The 16,581-nt window shown below is 64.9% G+C and carries 17 protein-coding genes and 2 tRNA genes; 5 read left to right on the top strand and 14 right to left on the bottom strand.

The features are described from left to right. Positions 1–38: 38 nt before the first annotated feature. From HU218_RS04010 to HU218_RS03950, 13 genes are all read right to left on the bottom strand, one after another. Entirely contained in the window at positions 39–734 is a 696-nt protein-coding gene (locus HU218_RS04010; protein WP_174873649.1) for a DUF1345 domain-containing protein, read from the bottom strand. A 10-nt stretch (positions 735–744) separates the two neighbouring features. After that, positions 745–1,848 (bottom strand): glycosyltransferase family 4 protein, encoded by a 1,104-nt coding sequence (locus tag HU218_RS04005; RefSeq protein WP_174873648.1) that lies wholly within the window; start codon positions 1,846–1,848, stop codon positions 745–747. Between the two features lie 17 nt (positions 1,849–1,865). Then, positions 1,866–2,945 (bottom strand): glycosyltransferase, encoded by a 1,080-nt coding sequence (locus HU218_RS04000; protein WP_174873647.1) that lies wholly within the window; start codon positions 2,943–2,945, stop codon positions 1,866–1,868. After that, entirely contained in the window at positions 2,942–4,168 is a 1,227-nt protein-coding gene (locus HU218_RS03995; protein ID WP_174873646.1) for a DegT/DnrJ/EryC1/StrS family aminotransferase, read from the bottom strand. Before HU218_RS03995 ends, HU218_RS04000 begins: the two co-directional genes overlap by 4 nt. Further along, positions 4,162–4,680: an acyltransferase gene (locus HU218_RS03990; RefSeq protein ID WP_174873645.1), complete on the bottom strand. Its 519-nt coding sequence runs from the start codon at positions 4,678–4,680 to the stop codon at positions 4,162–4,164. Before HU218_RS03990 ends, HU218_RS03995 begins: the two co-directional genes overlap by 7 nt. After that, complete coding sequence (locus tag HU218_RS03985) at positions 4,673–5,965, bottom strand: lipopolysaccharide biosynthesis protein (RefSeq protein ID WP_174873644.1); 1,293 nt, start codon at positions 5,963–5,965, stop codon at positions 4,673–4,675. The genes HU218_RS03990 and HU218_RS03985 overlap by 8 nt, the downstream gene beginning before the upstream one ends. Then, positions 5,962–6,309 (bottom strand): DUF3147 family protein, encoded by a 348-nt coding sequence (locus HU218_RS03980; protein ID WP_174873643.1) that lies wholly within the window; start codon positions 6,307–6,309, stop codon positions 5,962–5,964. The genes HU218_RS03985 and HU218_RS03980 overlap by 4 nt, the downstream gene beginning before the upstream one ends. Further along, positions 6,310–7,407, bottom strand: a complete 1,098-nt coding sequence (locus HU218_RS03975; protein ID WP_174873642.1) for a DegT/DnrJ/EryC1/StrS family aminotransferase — start codon at positions 7,405–7,407, stop codon at positions 6,310–6,312. It lies immediately after the preceding gene. A 35-nt stretch (positions 7,408–7,442) separates the two neighbouring features. Then, positions 7,443–8,012, bottom strand: coding sequence for an acyltransferase (locus tag HU218_RS03970; protein ID WP_174873641.1), 570 nt, complete (start codon positions 8,010–8,012; stop codon positions 7,443–7,445). A gap of 1 nt (position 8,013) precedes the next feature. Then, positions 8,014–9,072 carry a Gfo/Idh/MocA family protein gene (locus HU218_RS03965; RefSeq protein ID WP_174873640.1) on the bottom strand — a complete coding sequence of 353 codons (1,059 nt, stop codon included), beginning with the start codon at positions 9,070–9,072 and terminating at the stop codon, positions 8,014–8,016. 110 nt (positions 9,073–9,182) lie between these two features. Then, entirely contained in the window at positions 9,183–9,926 is a 744-nt protein-coding gene (locus HU218_RS03960) for a polyamine aminopropyltransferase (protein WP_246210716.1), read from the bottom strand. A gap of 46 nt (positions 9,927–9,972) precedes the next feature. Beyond that, positions 9,973–10,959, bottom strand: a complete 987-nt coding sequence (gene ttcA / locus HU218_RS03955) for a tRNA 2-thiocytidine(32) synthetase TtcA (RefSeq protein WP_174873638.1) — start codon at positions 10,957–10,959, stop codon at positions 9,973–9,975. Between the two features lie 122 nt (positions 10,960–11,081). After that, entirely contained in the window at positions 11,082–11,834 is a 753-nt protein-coding gene (locus tag HU218_RS03950) for a pteridine reductase (RefSeq protein ID WP_174873637.1), read from the bottom strand. A gap of 120 nt (positions 11,835–11,954) precedes the next feature. Here HU218_RS03950 and HU218_RS03945 point away from each other — a divergent pair, with 120 nt between their 5' ends. From HU218_RS03945 to HU218_RS03935, 3 genes are all read left to right on the top strand, one after another. After that, positions 11,955–13,109 carry a class I SAM-dependent methyltransferase gene (locus tag HU218_RS03945; protein WP_174873636.1) on the top strand — a complete coding sequence of 385 codons (1,155 nt, stop codon included), beginning with the start codon at positions 11,955–11,957 and terminating at the stop codon, positions 13,107–13,109. A gap of 95 nt (positions 13,110–13,204) precedes the next feature. Beyond that, positions 13,205–13,281 (top strand) — tRNA-Met (locus HU218_RS03940). Positions 13,282–13,321: 40 nt separating this feature from the next. Further along, a tRNA-Met gene (locus HU218_RS03935) sits at positions 13,322–13,398 on the top strand. 79 nt (positions 13,399–13,477) lie between these two features. Here the strand turns inward: HU218_RS03935 and HU218_RS03930 are convergent. Continuing rightward, positions 13,478–13,798 carry a hypothetical protein gene (locus tag HU218_RS03930; RefSeq protein WP_174873635.1) on the bottom strand — a complete coding sequence of 107 codons (321 nt, stop codon included), beginning with the start codon at positions 13,796–13,798 and terminating at the stop codon, positions 13,478–13,480. Between the two features lie 111 nt (positions 13,799–13,909). Between HU218_RS03930 and HU218_RS03925 the strand changes: the two genes are divergently transcribed. Then, a complete protein-coding gene (locus HU218_RS03925) occupies positions 13,910–15,097 on the top strand; it encodes a cation:proton antiporter domain-containing protein (protein WP_174873634.1) in 1,188 nt (395 codons plus the stop codon). Positions 15,098–15,231: 134 nt separating this feature from the next. Further along, complete coding sequence (gene miaB / locus HU218_RS03920) at positions 15,232–16,566, top strand: tRNA (N6-isopentenyl adenosine(37)-C2)-methylthiotransferase MiaB (RefSeq protein WP_174873633.1); 1,335 nt, start codon at positions 15,232–15,234, stop codon at positions 16,564–16,566. Positions 16,567–16,581: the final 15 nt, after the last annotated feature.

The following is a 16,581-nucleotide window of genomic DNA, read 5'->3' as shown; positions in this document are numbered from 1 at the left end:
TGCTTTCCTGAGGTATCTGCTTGTTGCCTGCCCCGCCGCTACAACAGGCCGGCGAGGATGTTGATCATCAGCGCCAGTACCGTGGTGTTGAACAGGAAGGACAGGATGCAGTGAACGGTACCGATGCGACGCATCTGGCGGCTGGCCAGGCTGACGTCGGCAGTCTGGGCCGAGGTTCCGATCACGGCGGAAAAATAGAAAAAATCGGCGTAGTCCGGGGTAGCGTCACCCGGAAAGATCAGCCCGGGCGCCCCGCCCTGCTGCAGGCCGACAAAGTAGGTGTGGGCGTAATGCAGCGCGAACATGGTCTGGGTAAACAGCCACGAACTGAGGATGGTGAGCGCCGCCAGCGCGGCATGACCGGCACGCAGTGCGCCGTGCAGCTCGCGCGCGGCCGACAGCTCCAGCGCGATGGCCAGCAGGCAGGTAATCGACGACATCACCACCAGCGCCATGATGCTGCGCTGGCCGACATCCTCCTGCAGCGCGCGGCGGCGGATGCTCGCCTCGCTGGCGCCATACATCATGTGTGCGGCCAACAGCAGGTACAGCAAGGCACCGGCATTCCAGCCCAGCATGAAGGCGGTCATGCCGCGCAGCGCCCACAAGCCCTGCGCCAAGCCACCAACCATCGCGCCGAACAGGCTGGCCGACAGCAGCCGTGGCCGTGCCAGCAGCATGTGCAGTGGCAGCGCCGCGTGCGGACGATGGGGTTTGGGCTTGGCCGCAGTCATGGTGCGGGGCCTACGCTGCCAGCTGCCGGTACAGCGCCACCAGCTTGTCGGCCTCGGCCGCCCAGCTGTATTTCGCCAGCACCGCGCGCTTGCCGGCATCGCCCATTGCCTGTGCGCGACCGTCGTCCGACAACAGCTCGGCAATGGCGGCGGCAATCGCCTGCGGGTCCTGCGGATCGACCAGCAAGCCGCAGCCGGCATCCTCGACGATGTCGCGCCACAGCGGGAAATCGCTGGCAATTACCGGCATGCCGGCGGCCATGTATTCGAACAGCTTGATCGGCAACGACTCGACATAACTGGGCGTCGGCAGCAGCGTCACCAGCCCGACCTTGCTCTGCGCCAGCACGCTGGCCACACCGGCACGGTCCAGCACGCCCAGGTCATTCACCCGGTTCCAGCCGGCTTCGCGCTGCAGCGCGGCCTTCAGGTCCGGCTCGCTCCAGATGCCGGCGAGATTGAGGCGGGTATCGGTATCCGGCAGCGCGGCAATAATCGGCTCGATGCCGCGGGTACGGCTGATGCCGCCGAGGTAGCACACCTCGTTGCGGCGGCTGGCCCACGGCGTATCGCGCACCAGCTCTTCCAGAATCGGGTAGTTGCACACGTCGATGCAGTGGCGCGCGCCAGCGCGCTCGAAGCGCTGGCGGATCACCGGCGTGGCGGCGACGATGGCGTCAAAGCGGCGCGCGGCGTAGTCCTCCAGCGTCTCTACCCCGCGCGACACCAGCGGGCGGGCCAGGCCGGGAATCCAGTGCTTGGCCAGCACCTGGCGCGGCACATCCTCGTGCACGTCGTACACCACCTTGATGCCGGCCTGCTGCAGCCGCAGTGCGGCCGGGATCAGCTCCGGATCGTGAAAGTGCGCCACCTCCGGCATCAGCGCCAGCGCCTTTTCATAGACCCGCTTCACGGTACCGGTCATGCGCGACAGCCGGCCGCCGGACTTGGGGCCGACATCGTGAAAACGCACGCCGCGGTTGATTTCCTCGCCCAGGCCATCGGCCACGATCAGGTGTACCTCGTGGCCGGCAGCGGCCAGACTGGCACACTCCTTCACGAAGATACGGATGTCGTGGCGCGGGTGGGCGCTGGTGAGATGGGCGATTTTCATGTCTATGCTTTCCTGCTTCAGCGCGCGCTATCAGTGCCGCGCGCCAGCAAATCTTGGTAGATGGCGGCAAAGCGCGCCATATTGGCCTGCTGCAGGCCCTTGTCCGCCACCAGCCGGCGATTGAGCGCGGCGGCGTCCGCCAGCTGCGTATCATCGGCGGCGCGCAGCAACTGAGCTTGCAGCGCGTCGCCGAGGCGGCCAACGTCCTCGACGATGGCGCCGTTGACCCCGTCCAGCACCCATTCCAGGTTGGCCGGCAGGTTGGACAGTACCGGCAGGCAGCCGTGACCCATGGCTTCCAGCAGGCTGATGCTGGTGGCGTCGCTCTCCGGCACGCTGACAAACAGGCGCGCATCGCGATACAGTCCGGCCAGCACGTCCGGCGTCACGAAGCCGGTGAAGTGGATGCGCTGCAGCTGCAGCGATCTGGCCAGCTGCAGCAGCGCCTCGGTCTCGCTGCCGCTGGCGGCCACGGTCAGCGACCAGCCGGCAAAACGGACATCAGCCTCCACCTGTGCCCAAGCGCGCACGATGGCATCGATACGGTATAGCGGCTTGTGCAGGCGGCAGGACAGTACCTGCAGCGGCTTGGCGGCGATATCCGGCAGCGGCGGCAGCGCGTCCATGCCGAAATTCAGCACGTCCATGCGGCGGATGGTCGCCAGCTGGCGACACACTGCCGCCATGTGCAGCGAATCGCTGCTCACCGCGCTGGCGGCCGCCAGGTTGGCCGCCACCATGTTTTTCATCAGCCGGCTCTGCTGCGGCAGCAGCAACACATCCGACCCCCAGGTGGTGAGCAGCCACGGCAGCCGCTTGCCGGCCAGGGCGCGGCGCGCATGCCAGGCCACGCTATTGGCCTGATGCACGTGCACCATATCCGGCTGCAACTCGTCGATCAGCGCCGCGAGGCGGCGGGCGGTGCCCAGCGCGCGCAGGCTGAAATCCACTTGCAGTACGCGGCCAAGGTTGGCCGCATGGTAGCGCTCCGGCAGCGGGCCGCTGGTCACCAGATGCACCTCGGCCACATGCGCGGCGATGCCGGCCAGGTAGCGGAAGGTGTGCACCGACGCCGAGCCGATCAGCAGCAGTTTCATCGGGCGGCCTCCTGCTGCTGCAACAGGCTGTGCAGCGCCTGCTGCAAGCGTTGCAGCTTGCGCTCCAGCGCGGCATCCACCGCCAGATTGATATTCACCGGCAGGTTGAACACCGTGGCCGCCAGTTCCTCGGCATGCGGCGCCGCACCGGTGTGGTAACCGTGGCGGAAGGAGCCGGCCGGATGGATCACGTCATCGAACCACACGCCGATGTTCAGGCCGCAGGCGGCGCCCAATTCGCGCGCCAGCCTGGCCTTGTCCACCACGTGGAACGGCAGCGCGAACGGGTAGCGCACCCAGTGGCAATCGGTGTCGGCATGCCACTGGCGGATGCCCGGCACCGCCGCCAGTGCCTGCTGGTAGCGCGCCACCAGCCGCTGCTTGTGCGCCAGCGTCGCCGGCAGCCGCGCCAGCTGCGCGCGCAGCAGCACCGCCGACAACAACGGCAGCTCGCGTGCCGGATGCGGCGCGCCGTCCACCACCTCGTGATCACCGGAGCGGTACACCAGTCCCAGCCGCCGCACCGCCGCCATGGCGATACGGCCCGGCAGCGGCCAGCGCGCCGACAGGATGTGCGCTTTCAGCGTCGCCAGCAGCCGCCACTGGTCGAGACAGGACGCTTCCGGCAGCGCCGGTTGCGGCAGGTAGGCGCCAGCCGGCAGCAGCGCAAAGCCGCCAATGCCGCCGGTGAGATTCTTGGAGTATTCGAAGCTGAAAAACGCGCCGTCGTGGTAGCTGCCCAGCCACTGCCCGGCACAGCGCGAGGCAAAGCCGTGGGCGGCATCATCGACAAAGCGCACCTGGCGGTGCTTCTCGCGCAGCCAGGTCGGCACCTCGCAGGCGATGCCGAAATTGTGCGGCACCACCACCACGCGGGTATGGCGGCGGATGTGCATATCCAGCAGCTGCCAGTCGTAGCCCAGGCTGCCGCGCTCGATATCGACAAAGCGCAGCGTGGCGCCGCTCGGCGGCACCTGGTTGGGTACCACCACGCAGGTGAAGGCAGGCACGATCACTTCGTCGCCCGGGCCGACGCCATGCAGCTGCAGCAGCGCGGCAAAGGCGGCGCGGCCGCTGTCGTACAGCATGATGCGGCTTTCTTCCACCTGCAGCAGCGTGGCCAGTTCACGGCCCAGCTTGCGGCGCTGGTAACGGCGGCCGGCCAGCATGCCGGGCAAGGACAGCAGGAAACGGCTGAAAGTCAGCGAGTTGGCGGTCAGCATAGCGGCTTCACCTTGCGTGCCGGCTGCCCGGCATACAGCCAGCCACTGTCCAGCTCGCCCTTGACCACACTGCCGGCGGCCACCACCACGTTGTCGCCGATGCGGCTGCCCGGCAGCACGATGCTGCCGGCACCGATGAACACATTGTTGCCGACCGTGATATCGCCGCCGACATAGCAATCGGTAAACGGCGTGGCCGGCGCATCGGCCGGGATGCCATTGCTGCGGCAGAAAAACATGCAGCGCGGCCCGACGGCGACGTGGTCGCCGAAGCGCAAGTCATGCGTGCCCAGCAGGCAATAGAAATAGGGGGCCAGATGGCTGTGGGCGCCAATCAGCAGCCGGCCGCTGCCCAGCACGTCGCCACCCCAGTACAGGCGCGAGTCCGCGCCCATTTGCAGCGCGGCCGCACGAACCTGCACCGACGGATTGACCCGCGCCGATGCGGCCAACCTTGCCCCGCGCAGCTGCAACCAGCAGCGCCATAGCAGCAACATGATGCGATTAAGCATGAGCCGATTCCCGGCGGCCCAGCAGGCGGAACACCCACGCCACATAGGCCGCAAAATAGATTGTCATCACCGCCGACATCACCGCGAACGCCTGCATTGCATCGCGACCGAGCAGATACACCGCGGCGAATACCGCCAGATTGATGATCACACCGAACAGCACAAACACAAACGATGCCCGCTGCTTGCCGATCACCATCGGCACCATGAACGCCGGGCCGGCAATGAATGAGGCGGCAAAATACGGCGCCAGCACCGCGGCAATCTGCCCGGCGCCGTGCCAGCCGGCGCCGAACACCAGCGCGAACAGCGGGCCGCCGCAGGCGGCCAACAGGCCGAACGGCAGCAGCGACAACGCCGCCAGAATCAATAACGCCCGCTTGAGCAGGCCGGACAGCGCGCGCCCGGCGGCGGCGGCTTCGGCCAGATCGCGGAACACCACTTGCGCCACCGCCTGCCCCACCAGCGCCGCCGGCAACTTGAGCACCCGCAGCACCAGCGCATACTGGCCGACAATGCCGGCACCGGACAGCGCGGTGAGCAGCGCCAGCATCAGCGAATCCTGAAACGCCACCACGAAGGCATGCGGCGTGTTCACCAGCGGAAACTCGCGGTAACGCCGTGCCACCGCCAGCAGCTGTTGCCGATCATGCCCGCGCAGGCTGGCAAAACGCGCCGCGATATCGCTACGCGCCAGCGCCAGCAGCGCGATGGCCTGCCCGGCCAGTTGCGACACGATCAGGCCAGCCGCCGCCAGACCGGACCAGCCCGCCGCCAGCTGCAGCAACGACACGCCCAGCGACTGCGCCACCCGCCCCTGGGCGTTGGCCGCATAGCGGCGCAGGCGGTTGTTCCACGCCGTCCACGCCGCCACGCAGCCGGCCAGCCAGACGCCGAGCGGCAGCAGCGGCAGCCACGGCGCCAGGGCCGGTGCGTGCAGCAAGCCGGCAATGGCCTGATGCCACGGCCAGAACAGCAACAGGCACAGCAACAGCAAGGCGGTGTTGATCAGCAGCGACAGCCGCATCAGCCTCGCCGCTTCGGTATCGGTTTTCGGCAACACCACCGCCATGTCGAAGCGGGCGGTGGCGATTACCGCCAGATTGGACAACCAGGCGACGAACACCGCCAGCAAGCCGAAATCGGCCGGGGTATACAAGCGGGTGAGCAGCGGCGCAAACAGCAAGGGCAGCGCCTGCGCCAGCGCCGCCCCGCTGGCCAGGGTGGCCACGTTACGGGCAAAACCGCCGGCACTCAGCCGGCGGAACAGGGTCTGCAGCTTCATAACAGCTGGATTCCGAATGGCCGCAACAGCCAGGCAAAGGCGGCAAACAGCAGCATGGTCAGCAGCGCGCTGGCGCCCAGCGCCAGCCAGAAACCCAGCTTGTCCTGCAGCCAGGGAAAGACCAGAAACATCGGCAAGGTCGGCATTACGTACCAGAAGGTATACCAGGCATGGTTGCCGACCTGGAGCGCCGACTGCCGCTCCAGGTGCAGCCAGATCAGCGTCAGCACCGTCACCAGTGGCAGCGATGCCACCAGCGCGCCCAGCTTGTCGCTGCGCTTGGCCAGTTCCGACACCAGCACCACCAGCGCAGCGGACACCAGGTATTTGACGACCAGGAACACTTAGCCCAGCGCCTTCTTCACCGCGGCGACGATGGCGTCCTGGGTGGCGTCATCGAGGAACGGATGCATCGGCAGGCTCATCACCCGTTTGCCGGCCGCCTCGGCCAGCGGGAAGCTGCCCTCGCCCTGCCCCAGCGCGGCGAACGCCGGCTGCAGGTGCAGCGGAATCGGGTAATGCACCGCAGTAGGGATGCCCAGCTCCTGCAGCGCCTTCTGTACCGCCTCGCGGTTGTCCACCTCGATGGTGTACTGCGCGTAGACGTGAGTATTGCCGGCGGCAATCACCGGCACCCGTGCCACATCCTGCAGCAACTCGCTGTAACGGGCACCGATGCGTTCGCGGGCAGCCACTTCGTCCGGGAAGCTCGGCAGCTTGGCCAGCAGTACCGCGGCCTGGATGGTATCGAGGCGACCGTTGAGGCCGATTACCGGATGGTGGTAGCGACGGTCCTGCCCGTGGATGCGGATTTCGCGCATTTTCTTCGCCAGCTCGTCGTCGTTGGTAAACACCGCACCACCGTCACCGTAGCAACCTAGCGGTTTGGACGGGAAGAAGCTGGTGGTACCGATGGTGCACAGGTTGCCGGAGCGCTTGCCGTGCTGGCTGGCGCCGAAGCTCTGCGCGCCGTCTTCGATCACCGGCAGGCCGTGCTTCTCCGCAATCGCGTTGATGGCAGTGAAGTCGGCACACTGCCCGTACAGGCTTACCGGCATGATGGCGCGGGTACGCGGCGTGATCGCCGCTTCCAGCTTGGCCGGATCGAGGTTGTAGCTGACCGGGTCGATGTCGACGAACACCGGCTTGGCGCCGAGCAGCGCGATCATCTCGCCGGTAGCGATAAAGGTGAACGGGGTGGTGATCACCTCGTCGCCGGCCTTGATGCCCAGCGCCATCAGCGCGATCAGCAGCGCCTTGGTGCCGTCGCAGACGCCGATGGCGTGTTTGGCGCCGGTATAGGCCGCCAGCTGTTCTTCCAGCTGCTTCACTTCCGGCCCCATGATGTACTGGCCATGATCCAGCACCGCATGGATGCGGGCGTCGATATCGGCTTTCAGGTGCTGGTACTGCGCTTTCAGATCAATGAACTGGATGGACATGGTATGGCCTTGGGGCGGTATTCGGGATGACGGGATCAGATAGGCGCGCAGTGATTGCCGCCGATGTCGTAACGTTGGCCGCAGACGATGCAGGCGTGCTGGTCGATGCTGTCCGGCAGGCGTTCGCCGCACTGGCACATCCAGCCGATGCGTCGTGCCGGGGTGCCGACCATCAGCGCATACGGTTTCACATCGCGGGTCACCACGGCACCGGCACCGATGAAGGCGTACTCGCCGACGGTATGACCGCAGACGATGGTGGCGTTGGCACCGATGGTGGCGCCACGTTTCACCACCGTGCGGCGGTATTCGTGCTTGCGACTGACATGGCTGCGCGGGTTGTTGACATTGGTGAACACCATCGACGGGCCGCAGAACACATCGTCTTCCAGCGTCACCGCATCGTAGATCGACACGTTGTTCTGCACCTTGACGTTGTCGCCGATGATCACATCGTTGCCGACGAACACGTTCTGGCCGAAGGAGCAGCGCGCCCCGATGCGCGCCTGGCTGCAGATATGCACCCAGTGCCAGACGCGGGTGTCGTCGCCGATCACGGCGCCATCGTCAACGATGGCGGTGGGATGCACGGTGTAGGCTGCCATCTCAGTACTCCAGCGGCAGGCTGATGCGCTTGCCGTCGCGGGCCGACAGATACATGCCGATCAGCAGTTCCAGCGACTTCAGGCCTTCGCGACCGTCGGTTTCCGGCTCGGCTTCACCGCGCATCACGTTGATCACGTTGTCGTAGTACAGCGGGTGGCCGAAGCCGTACACGCTGGTGGTGGCGTAGCTGGCGCCCTGGATCTCGGCGTCCATGGCGTGCGGCTCGGCAAACTCCCAGTGCTGGATCTCGTTTACCGCCACGCCGCCGACACGCACGCTGCCCTTCTCGCCGAGGATGGTGATCGAACCTTCCAGGTTTTTCGGATAGGTGAGCATGGTCACGTTCATGCTGCCCAGCGCACCGGAGCGCCAGCGCAGGCTGACCACGCCGCTGTCTTCCACCTCGATGTCACGCTCCAGCGTGGCGGTGTAGGCCTGCATGCTTTCCACCGGGCCGATCAGCCAGTCGATCAGATCGACGTAGTGGCTGGCCTGGTTCATGAAGGCGCCGCCATCGTACTCCCAGGTGCCACGCCAGTCGGCCTGGTCGTAGTAGGACTGCGGACGGGTCCAGAACACGTTGATGTTCACCATGTAGATGCGGCCGAAGCGCTTTTCCTGCACCGCGCGCTTGAGCAGCTGCAGGGTGGCGTTGCGGCGGTTCTGCTTTACCACGAACAGGCGCTTGCCGGCCTGGGCGGCGGCTTTCACCATCGTCACGCCCTCGTGCCCGCGGGGAGCCATCGGCCTCTCGGTCATCACGTGGAAACCGGCGGCGAAGCAGTCGATCGCCTGTTGCGGATGCAGCCCGGACGGGGTGGTGAGAATCACCACGTCGGCATCGCTGCTGGCCAGCAGCTCGCGCAAGCTGGCGTGGCCGCGGGCGCCGGTACGCGCCACCGCGGCGGCCAGTGCTGCCGGGTCGGTATCGCACACGTCCACCAGCTCGCAGCGCTCGGCGTGCTGTTCGATGGCGCCAAAATGGTTGGCCGCAATGCGGCCGCAGCCGACCAGCGCGAAGCGTATCTTGCGGTCGGTAATGGTTTCGTAGCTGATCATTGTGCTTTCCTTGCTTGGCCGGCCCGTAGCCTACCAGCCAGCCAGTCGTCATGAAAACTGACAACAATATCATTGGCCGCACGCGGCGGCCAGCTTGTTGCCTGCTGCGCTTACAGCAGCAGGCGATTATTGCTGTGCAGATTCACATCTTTCATGCGGCTGACGAAGTCGCAGAACTCCAGGCCGAAGCGGCCTTCCAGTTCATCCGCCTTTTTCTCCAGCGCGTCCAGATCCAGCGGCGACGGAGTCTGCTTGACCGCCATGACCGCCATATTGCCGTGGCTGACCGCTGGCAGCTCGATGACGCGACCTTCGAACACCGCCAGCAGCCGTTCGACAAACTGCTGGTAGCGCTTGTCGCCACTCCACCAGTTGGTCACAAACACACCATTCGGCGTCAGCGCGCGATAGCAGTCCTCGAAGAAGGCCTCGGTGGTCAGCTCGTCGACGATCTGCAAACCGTCGAAGCCATCCACCATGATCACGTCGGTGGATTCGCGGAACACCTTCACGTATTCGGCGCCGTCGGCCTCGACGATCTCGAAGAAGTCTCCTTCTTCCGGCAGCTGGAAAAACGAACGCGCCACCGCGATCACCTGCGGGTTGATGTCCACCGCCACGCTGACCGCGTCCGGCAGATATTCGTCGATCCAGCGGGCGAAGGAGCCACCACCGAGACCGATCTGCAGGATGTGGCGCGGATCGTCGTACCATAGCAGGAAGGCCATCATGGCGCGGCTGTAGCTCAGCACCAGATCCGGCGGATCATCCAGGTTCATCGAACTCTGGATGGTTTCCGAGCCCAGGTGCAGCGAGCGGATGTTGTCGGCTTCGGAGATTTCCACCTCCGGCATGGCATCCACGCCCTTGCGCACGCGGCGGCGGAACGGATGCAGGGCTCTATGCGCCACAACCGTCTCCCGTACTCGCCTTCGGCCGCGAATCCAGAATGCTGATGGTGCGCCGCGGCTTCTCGGCGGCAACGTCGTCGCCATCGTCCTCGGCCAGCGCCAGCGTGTCGCGGAATTCTTCCTTGTCGAAGGCGGTATCGCCGCCTTCGAACGGGACATCGCCGGTCTGCAGGCCGGCAAAGTCGAACAGGCCGGTATCGGCCAGGTGCGACGGCACCACGTTCTGCATGGCGCGGAACATGCTCTCCACGCGCCCCGGGAAGCGCTTGTCCCAGTCGTTGACCATCTCCTTCACCACCTGGCGCTGCAGGTTGGGCTGCGAGCCGCACAGATTACACGGGATGATCGGGAACTCGCGTAACGTGGCGTAACGCTCGATGTCCTTTTCGCGGCAGTAGGCCAGCGGGCGGATCACCATATGGCGGCCGTCGTCCGACACCAGCTTGGGCGGCATGGCCTTAAGCTTGCCGCCGTAGAACATGTTCAGGAAGAAGGTGTGCAGGATGTCGTCACGATGGTGGCCCAGCGCGATCTTGGTGGCGCCCAGCTCGTCGGCCACGCGGTACAGGATGCCACGGCGCAGGCGCGAGCACAGGCTGCAGGTGGTCTTGCCTTCCGGCACCAGCCGTTTGACGATGCTGTAGGTGTCTTCCTCGACGATGCGATACTCCACGCCGATGGACTGCAGGTAATCCGGCAGCACATGCTCGGGGAAGCCCGGCTGCTTCTGGTCCAGGTTCACCGCCACGATGGAGAAGTTGATCGGTGCCGACTTCTGCAGCCCGAGCAGGATGTCCAGCAAGGTGTAGCTGTCCTTGCCGCCGGACAGGCACACCATCACGCGGTCGCCCTCTTCGATCATGTTGAAGTCGTTGATGGCATCGCCTACGTGGTGACGCAGACGCTTGGTGAGTTTGTTGCCTTCGAAGCTGGCCTTTTTGGCCTTGGCATCGGCATCGCGGAGTTGTTCGGACATGAGGTACGGCTAAGAAATTGAAAAACCGGCTATTTTAGTCCGATCGGAACGGTTTTTGCCATGTGGCCGCCAATTTTTTGCACGGCAGCAAAGGTTGGCCGCAAGCGGCGGCCAGCTCACGGCTACAGCACGACGCTGCGGCCGCCATCCACCGCCAGAATCTGGCCGTTGACGTAGTCGGTGTCGAACAGCAGGAACGCCACCGCGCGGGCGATATCTTCCGGCTGGCCGCTGCGCGCCAGCGGAATGGAGGCTTCGATGGCGGCACGCTCGCCGGCATCGAACGACACCTCGTCTTCCGGCCACAGGTTCACCCCGGGCGATACACCATTGACGCGCACCAAGGGTGCCAGCTCCACCGCCAGGCTGCGGATCAGCTGCGCATGGCCGGCCTTGGCCAGGCTGTACACCAGATGCCGCTTCATCGGTCGCTCGGCATGGATGTCGACGATACCGACGATGGCACCGCGCGTCGCCGCCAGATAGCTGGCCGCCGCCTGCGCCAGAAACAGCGGCGCCTTGAGATTGCTGCCCATCAGGTCGAACCAGTCCTGTTCGCGGATGGCGCCGATTTCGGTCGGGTAGAAGCTGGATGCGTTGTTGACCAGGCCATCCAGGCGGCCAAAAGCGGCATGTGCCTCGTCCACCAGCTTCGGCAGTGCGGCGCTGTCCAGCAGGTCGGCCTGCAGCAGCCGCACCGACCCCGCGCGCACGGCGTTCAATTCTGCGGCCAACGTTCCCGCCGCCTGGCGCGAGCCACGATAATGCAGCACCAGCCGCGCACCGCGGGCATGCAGATGGCGCGCAATACCCGCCCCGACACGCCGGGCCGCCCCGGTAATCAGCACCACCTTGTCGTGAACATCCGCTTGCATGCGCTCTCCCGTTGGTATTTGCTTGGCGACAACGCGCCGATTAGCGACAATTCCTGCCATTTTAAACGCGAACCCGCGCCACGTAATGGCCGCGCGTTCCGCACAGCGAGTTTTTACACCATGTCCTTGCCCGAAGCTTCTGCCGACGCGCTGGCCGTCAGCCAGACCCTCGCCCGTACCATCGCCGCCGAAATCGCCGACCGTGACGGCTGGATGCCGTTTTCGCGCTACATGGACCTGGCGCTGTACGCACCGGGGCTGGGCTACTACACCGCCGGCAGCCGCAAGTTCGGCGAGGGCGGCGACTTTGTCACCGCACCGGAACTGACGCCGCTGTTCGCACAGACGCTGGCGCGCCAGCTGGCCGAGCTGCTGCCGCAGACCGCCGGTCACATCGTGGAGTTCGGCGCCGGCAGCGGCCGCCTGGCCGCCGACCTGTTATTGGCCTTGCACGAGCTGGGTTGCGAGCCGGCCAGCTACAGCATCGTCGACCTGTCGCCGGACCTGATCGAGCGCCAGCGCGCCACCATCGCCAGCCTGCCGCCGGCGTTGGCCGCCAAGGTGCGCTGGCTGCCGACATTGCCGGACAGCGTCGACGGCATTCTGCTGGGCAACGAGGTGCTGGATGCCATGCCAGTGGAGCTGGTGCGCCGCAACGCCGACAAGCAAGTACAGCAGCGCGGCGTCACCGTTCGCGATGGCGCGCTGTGTTTTGACGACCGTGACTTTGCCGACCCGCAACTGGCGGCACTGGCCGACCGCCTACTGCCGCAGATTCCGGATTACGACAGTGAGATCAGCCTCGCCAACCGCGCCTTTATCCGCACCCTGGCCGGCGTGCTGGCGCGCGGCGCCATCCTGATGATCGACTACGGCCACAGCGCCGGCGAGTACTACCACCCGGAACGCAGCATGGGCACCCTGCTCGGCCACTACCGCCACCACACGGTGCAGGACCCGTTCTACCTGCCGGGGCTGATGGACCTCACCACCCATGTGGATTTCAGCGCAGTAGCGCAGTCCGGCATCGATACCGGACTGGACCTGATCGGCTACACCAGCCAGGCGCAATTCCTGATCAACGCCGGCATCACCGAACTGCTGTCCTTTCTGGATGCGGCCAACGTCAAGGACTACCTGCCGGTGGCCAAGGCGGCACAACGCCTGCTGTCACCGCAGGAGATGGGCGAAACCTTCAAGGTGATCGGCTTTGGCAAACAGGTGGCCATCGACTGGCGGGGTTTCAGCCAGGGCGACCGCTGCTACACGCTGTAAGCGCTAGACCATTGCCAGCCCGTTTGCAGAAAAAGTTGACACTGCAAAAATCGCTGCGTATAGTTCGCAACCTCGATGCCAACGCATCGAAATGTGGCGAATTAGCTCAGTTGGTTAGAGCGACGGAATCATAATCCGCAGGTCCGGGGTTCGAGTCCCTGATTCGCCACCACAAGTTACTTGAAGTTCTGTGCGTGCACAGCATTTCAGCCGGCGAATTAGCTCAGTTGGTTAGAGCGACGGAATCATAATCCGCAGGTCCGGGGTTCGAGTCCCTGATTCGCCACCAGTTAAAAAAGCCAGCTCTCCGAGCTGGCTTTTTTGCATTCCACGCGAGCCGCCATGTAGTCCGGCCCGCCCGTACAGCCTTACTCCCCGCGCAACAGCGCATCCCGCCGCACACGCAACCCTTCCGGCATACGCAAGGTTTGCCGGTCCCATCTTTCCAGCGTCAGCACTTCGCTCAGGCACGCCTCCATCTGCGCATGCGCCTCGACGGCATGGCGGGCAATGCACTGATGTACGGCACTGACATTGTCCGGCTGCTGCTCGCAAGACTGCTGGTAGGCAATAAGCTCACGCAGGCGCCGGATTTCGCCGGCCACCTGCCCGGGACAGGCGCACATATACAACATGGCCTCCTCGATAATCCGCTCCAGTTCTTCATCGGAAAAGTTTCGCTGCCACATTTGCAAATCTCCATTCTCGATTAGTCATTCTAGGCACTCCCCTAAGCAGGGTGCAGGAACTCTCTCCGCCGGTTGCCCTCGTATTTTACTAAACAACACCAGGGAGGCCCCATGCACGCAACACCCCTCATCACCACCCTTGTCGCCGCACTGGTCGCCGCCTTTGCACTGGGCGCGGTGGCACTGAAACTGCGCCTGCCGCCGCTGCTGGGCTATCTGGCGGCCGGCATCCTCATCGGCCCGTTCACCCCGGGCTATGTCGCCGATGGTCAGCTGGCGGCCGAACTGGCGGAGCTGGGCGTGATCCTGTTGATGTTCGGTGTCGGCCTGCACTTTTCCATCGCCGACCTGCTGGCGGTGAAACGTATCGCCTTGCCAGGCGCGATCGCGCAGATCGCCGTCGCCACCGCACTGGGCTGGGGCCTGTCCGCCGCATTGGGCTGGCCGCTGGCGGAAGGCCTGCTATTCGGCATGGCCTTGTCGGTGGCCAGTACCGTGGTGCTGCTCAAATCGCTGGAAGAACACGGCAGACTGGAAACACCGGCTGGCAAGGTTGCGGTGGGCTGGCTGGTCACCGAAGACATCGCCACCATCCTGGCGCTGGTGCTGATTCCGGCCATTGCCGGCAACGATGCGGCCAACCTGGGCGGGTCGCTGCAGGCCATCCTGCTGACGCTTGGCAAGGTGGCCGCCTTCGTAGCGGTGATGATGCTGGTCGGGCAGAAACTGATACCGCTGATGCTGGAAAAGATCGTCCATACCGGCAGCCGCGAGATGTTCCGTCTCGGGGTACTGGCTACCGCGCTGGGGGTGGCCTATGGCGCCACCGCGCTGTTCGAGGTGTCGTTCGCACTGGGCGCCTTCTTTGCCGGTACCGTACTGGCCGGCTCGCCATTCAGCCACCGCGCCGCCGAGGAGGCAATGCCGCTGCGCGACGCGTTCGCGGTACTGTTTTTCGTTGCCGCCGGCATGCTGTTCGACCCGCGGGTATTGCTGCACGATCTGCCGGCAGTGCTGGCCACCCTGGCCATCATCATTGTCGGCAAAGGGTTGGCCGCATGGTGGCTGATGGCCGGGCTGCGCCAGCCACATGGCGACCGCTGGCTGATTGCCGCCAGCCTGGCGCAGATCGGCGAGTTTTCCTTCATCCTGGCGGGTCTTGGCCTGCAACTGGAGCTGCTGTCCAGCCGCGGTCACGCGCTGATCATGGCCGGCGCCATCCTGTCGATTCTGCTCAACCCGTTCGTGTTCAAGCTGGCTTTGCGCCGTGGCGGCACTGCAGCTGGCGTGGCGGTGTGATAAACTCGCGCGCAAGCTATTAATTCGCCAGCGAAAAAGCCCATTTTCCCAACGGAGAACTGCGCGGCCAACGCTGGCCTTTCTTTTTTGCGGCAGGCCCACCCTGCCCGGTTTATTTGCAGACAGAAGCAGGCATGAAAAAGGTTTACATCAAGACATTCGGCTGCCAGATGAACGAGTACGACTCGGACAAGATGGTGGACGTGCTGGGTAGCAGCGAAGGCATGATCAAGACAGATAACCCGGAAGAAGCCGACGTTATCCTGTTCAACACCTGTAGCGTGCGCGAAAAAGCGCAGGAGAAAGTGTTCTCCGACCTCGGTCGCATCAAGCCGCTGAAGGAAGCCAACCCGGACCTGATCATTGGCGTCGGCGGCTGCGTGGCCTCGCAGGAAGGCGACACCATCGTCAAGCGCGCACCGTATGTGGACGTGGTGTTCGGCCCGCAAACGCTGCACCGCCTGCCGGACCTGATCAAGAGCCGCCAGACCAGCGGCGCCGCCCAGGTGGACATCTCCTTCCCGGAGATCGAGAAGTTCGACCACATTCCGCCGGCCAAGGTGGAAGGCGGTGCGGCTTTCGTATCCATCATGGAAGGCTGTTCCAAATACTGTTCGTTCTGCGTGGTGCCCTACACCCGCGGCGAGGAAGTGTCGCGCCCGTTCGAGGACGTGCTGACCGAGATTGCCGGCCTGACCGCGCAGGGCGTGAAGGAAATCACCCTGCTGGGACAGAACGTCAACGCCTACCGCGGCGCCATGGCCGATGGCGAGATCGCCGATTTCGCCATGCTGCTGGAGTACGTGCACGAGATTCCGGGCGTGGAGCGACTGCGCTTCACCACCAGCCATCCGCGCGAGTTCAGCCAGCGCATCATCGACTGCTACGGCAAGCTGCCCAAGCTGGTCTCCCACCTGCACCTGCCGGTACAAAGCGGCTGTGACCGCGTGCTGACCGCGATGAAGCGCGGCTACACCGCGCTGGAGTACAAGTCCATCATCCGCAAGCTGCGCGCGCTGCGTCCGGACCTGTGCCTGTCGTCCGACTTCATCGTCGGCTTCCCCGGCGAGACCGAGGCCGACTTCGAGCAGACGCTGAAGCTGGTGAAGGACATGGAGTTCGACTTCAGCTTCGTGTTCATCTACAGCCCGCGTCCTGGCACCCCGGCGGCCAACCTGCCGGACGACACCCCGCACAAGGAAAAGGTACGTCGTCTGGAGGTGCTGAACGAGGTGATCGAGGCCCGCGGCTTCGAGATCAACAAGAGCATGGTCGGCAGCGTGCAGCGCGTGCTGGTAGAGGCGATCTCCAAGAAAGACCCCAATATGCTGGCCGCCCGCACCGCCAACAACCGCGTGGTGAACTTCTACGGCAACCCGCGTCTGATCAACCAGATGATCGAAGTTGTCATCACCGAAGCCTTCCCGCATTCGCTGGGCGGCGAGGTGCTGACCACCGAGACGGTCTAATCCTGCCACCGGGAG

The organism is Vogesella oryzae (assembly GCF_902829295.1).
Classification (GTDB): domain Bacteria; phylum Pseudomonadota; class Gammaproteobacteria; order Burkholderiales; family Chromobacteriaceae; genus Vogesella; species Vogesella oryzae.
Note: the sequence above shows the minus strand (reverse complement) of the source record. Positions and strands in the feature narration are given on the sequence as shown.

Coding starts and splice junctions, on each gene's coding strand:
- HU218_RS04010 (WP_174873649.1), bottom strand. CDS start 734: ATGACTGCGGCCAAGCCCAAACCCCATCGTCCGCACGCGGCGCTGCCA.
- HU218_RS04005 (WP_174873648.1), bottom strand. CDS start 1,848: ATGAAAATCGCCCATCTCACCAGCGCCCACCCGCGCCACGACATCCGT.
- HU218_RS04000 (WP_174873647.1), bottom strand. CDS start 2,945: ATGAAACTGCTGCTGATCGGCTCGGCGTCGGTGCACACCTTCCGCTAC.
- HU218_RS03995 (WP_174873646.1), bottom strand. CDS start 4,168: ATGCTGACCGCCAACTCGCTGACTTTCAGCCGTTTCCTGCTGTCCTTG.
- HU218_RS03990 (WP_174873645.1), bottom strand. CDS start 4,680: ATGCTTAATCGCATCATGTTGCTGCTATGGCGCTGCTGGTTGCAGCTG.
- HU218_RS03985 (WP_174873644.1), bottom strand. CDS start 5,965: ATGAAGCTGCAGACCCTGTTCCGCCGGCTGAGTGCCGGCGGTTTTGCC.
- HU218_RS03975 (WP_174873642.1), bottom strand. CDS start 7,407: ATGTCCATCCAGTTCATTGATCTGAAAGCGCAGTACCAGCACCTGAAA.
- HU218_RS03970 (WP_174873641.1), bottom strand. CDS start 8,012: ATGGCAGCCTACACCGTGCATCCCACCGCCATCGTTGACGATGGCGCC.
- HU218_RS03965 (WP_174873640.1), bottom strand. CDS start 9,072: ATGATCAGCTACGAAACCATTACCGACCGCAAGATACGCTTCGCGCTG.
- HU218_RS03960 (WP_246210716.1), bottom strand. CDS start 9,926: ATGCCGGAGGTGGAAATCTCCGAAGCCGACAACATCCGCTCGCTGCAC.
- ttcA (WP_174873638.1), bottom strand. CDS start 10,959: ATGTCCGAACAACTCCGCGATGCCGATGCCAAGGCCAAAAAGGCCAGC.
- HU218_RS03950 (WP_174873637.1), bottom strand. CDS start 11,834: ATGCAAGCGGATGTTCACGACAAGGTGGTGCTGATTACCGGGGCGGCC.
- HU218_RS03945 (WP_174873636.1), top strand. CDS start 11,955: ATGTCCTTGCCCGAAGCTTCTGCCGACGCGCTGGCCGTCAGCCAGACC.
- HU218_RS03930 (WP_174873635.1), bottom strand. CDS start 13,798: ATGTGGCAGCGAAACTTTTCCGATGAAGAACTGGAGCGGATTATCGAG.
- HU218_RS03925 (WP_174873634.1), top strand. CDS start 13,910: ATGCACGCAACACCCCTCATCACCACCCTTGTCGCCGCACTGGTCGCC.
- miaB (WP_174873633.1), top strand. CDS start 15,232: ATGAAAAAGGTTTACATCAAGACATTCGGCTGCCAGATGAACGAGTAC.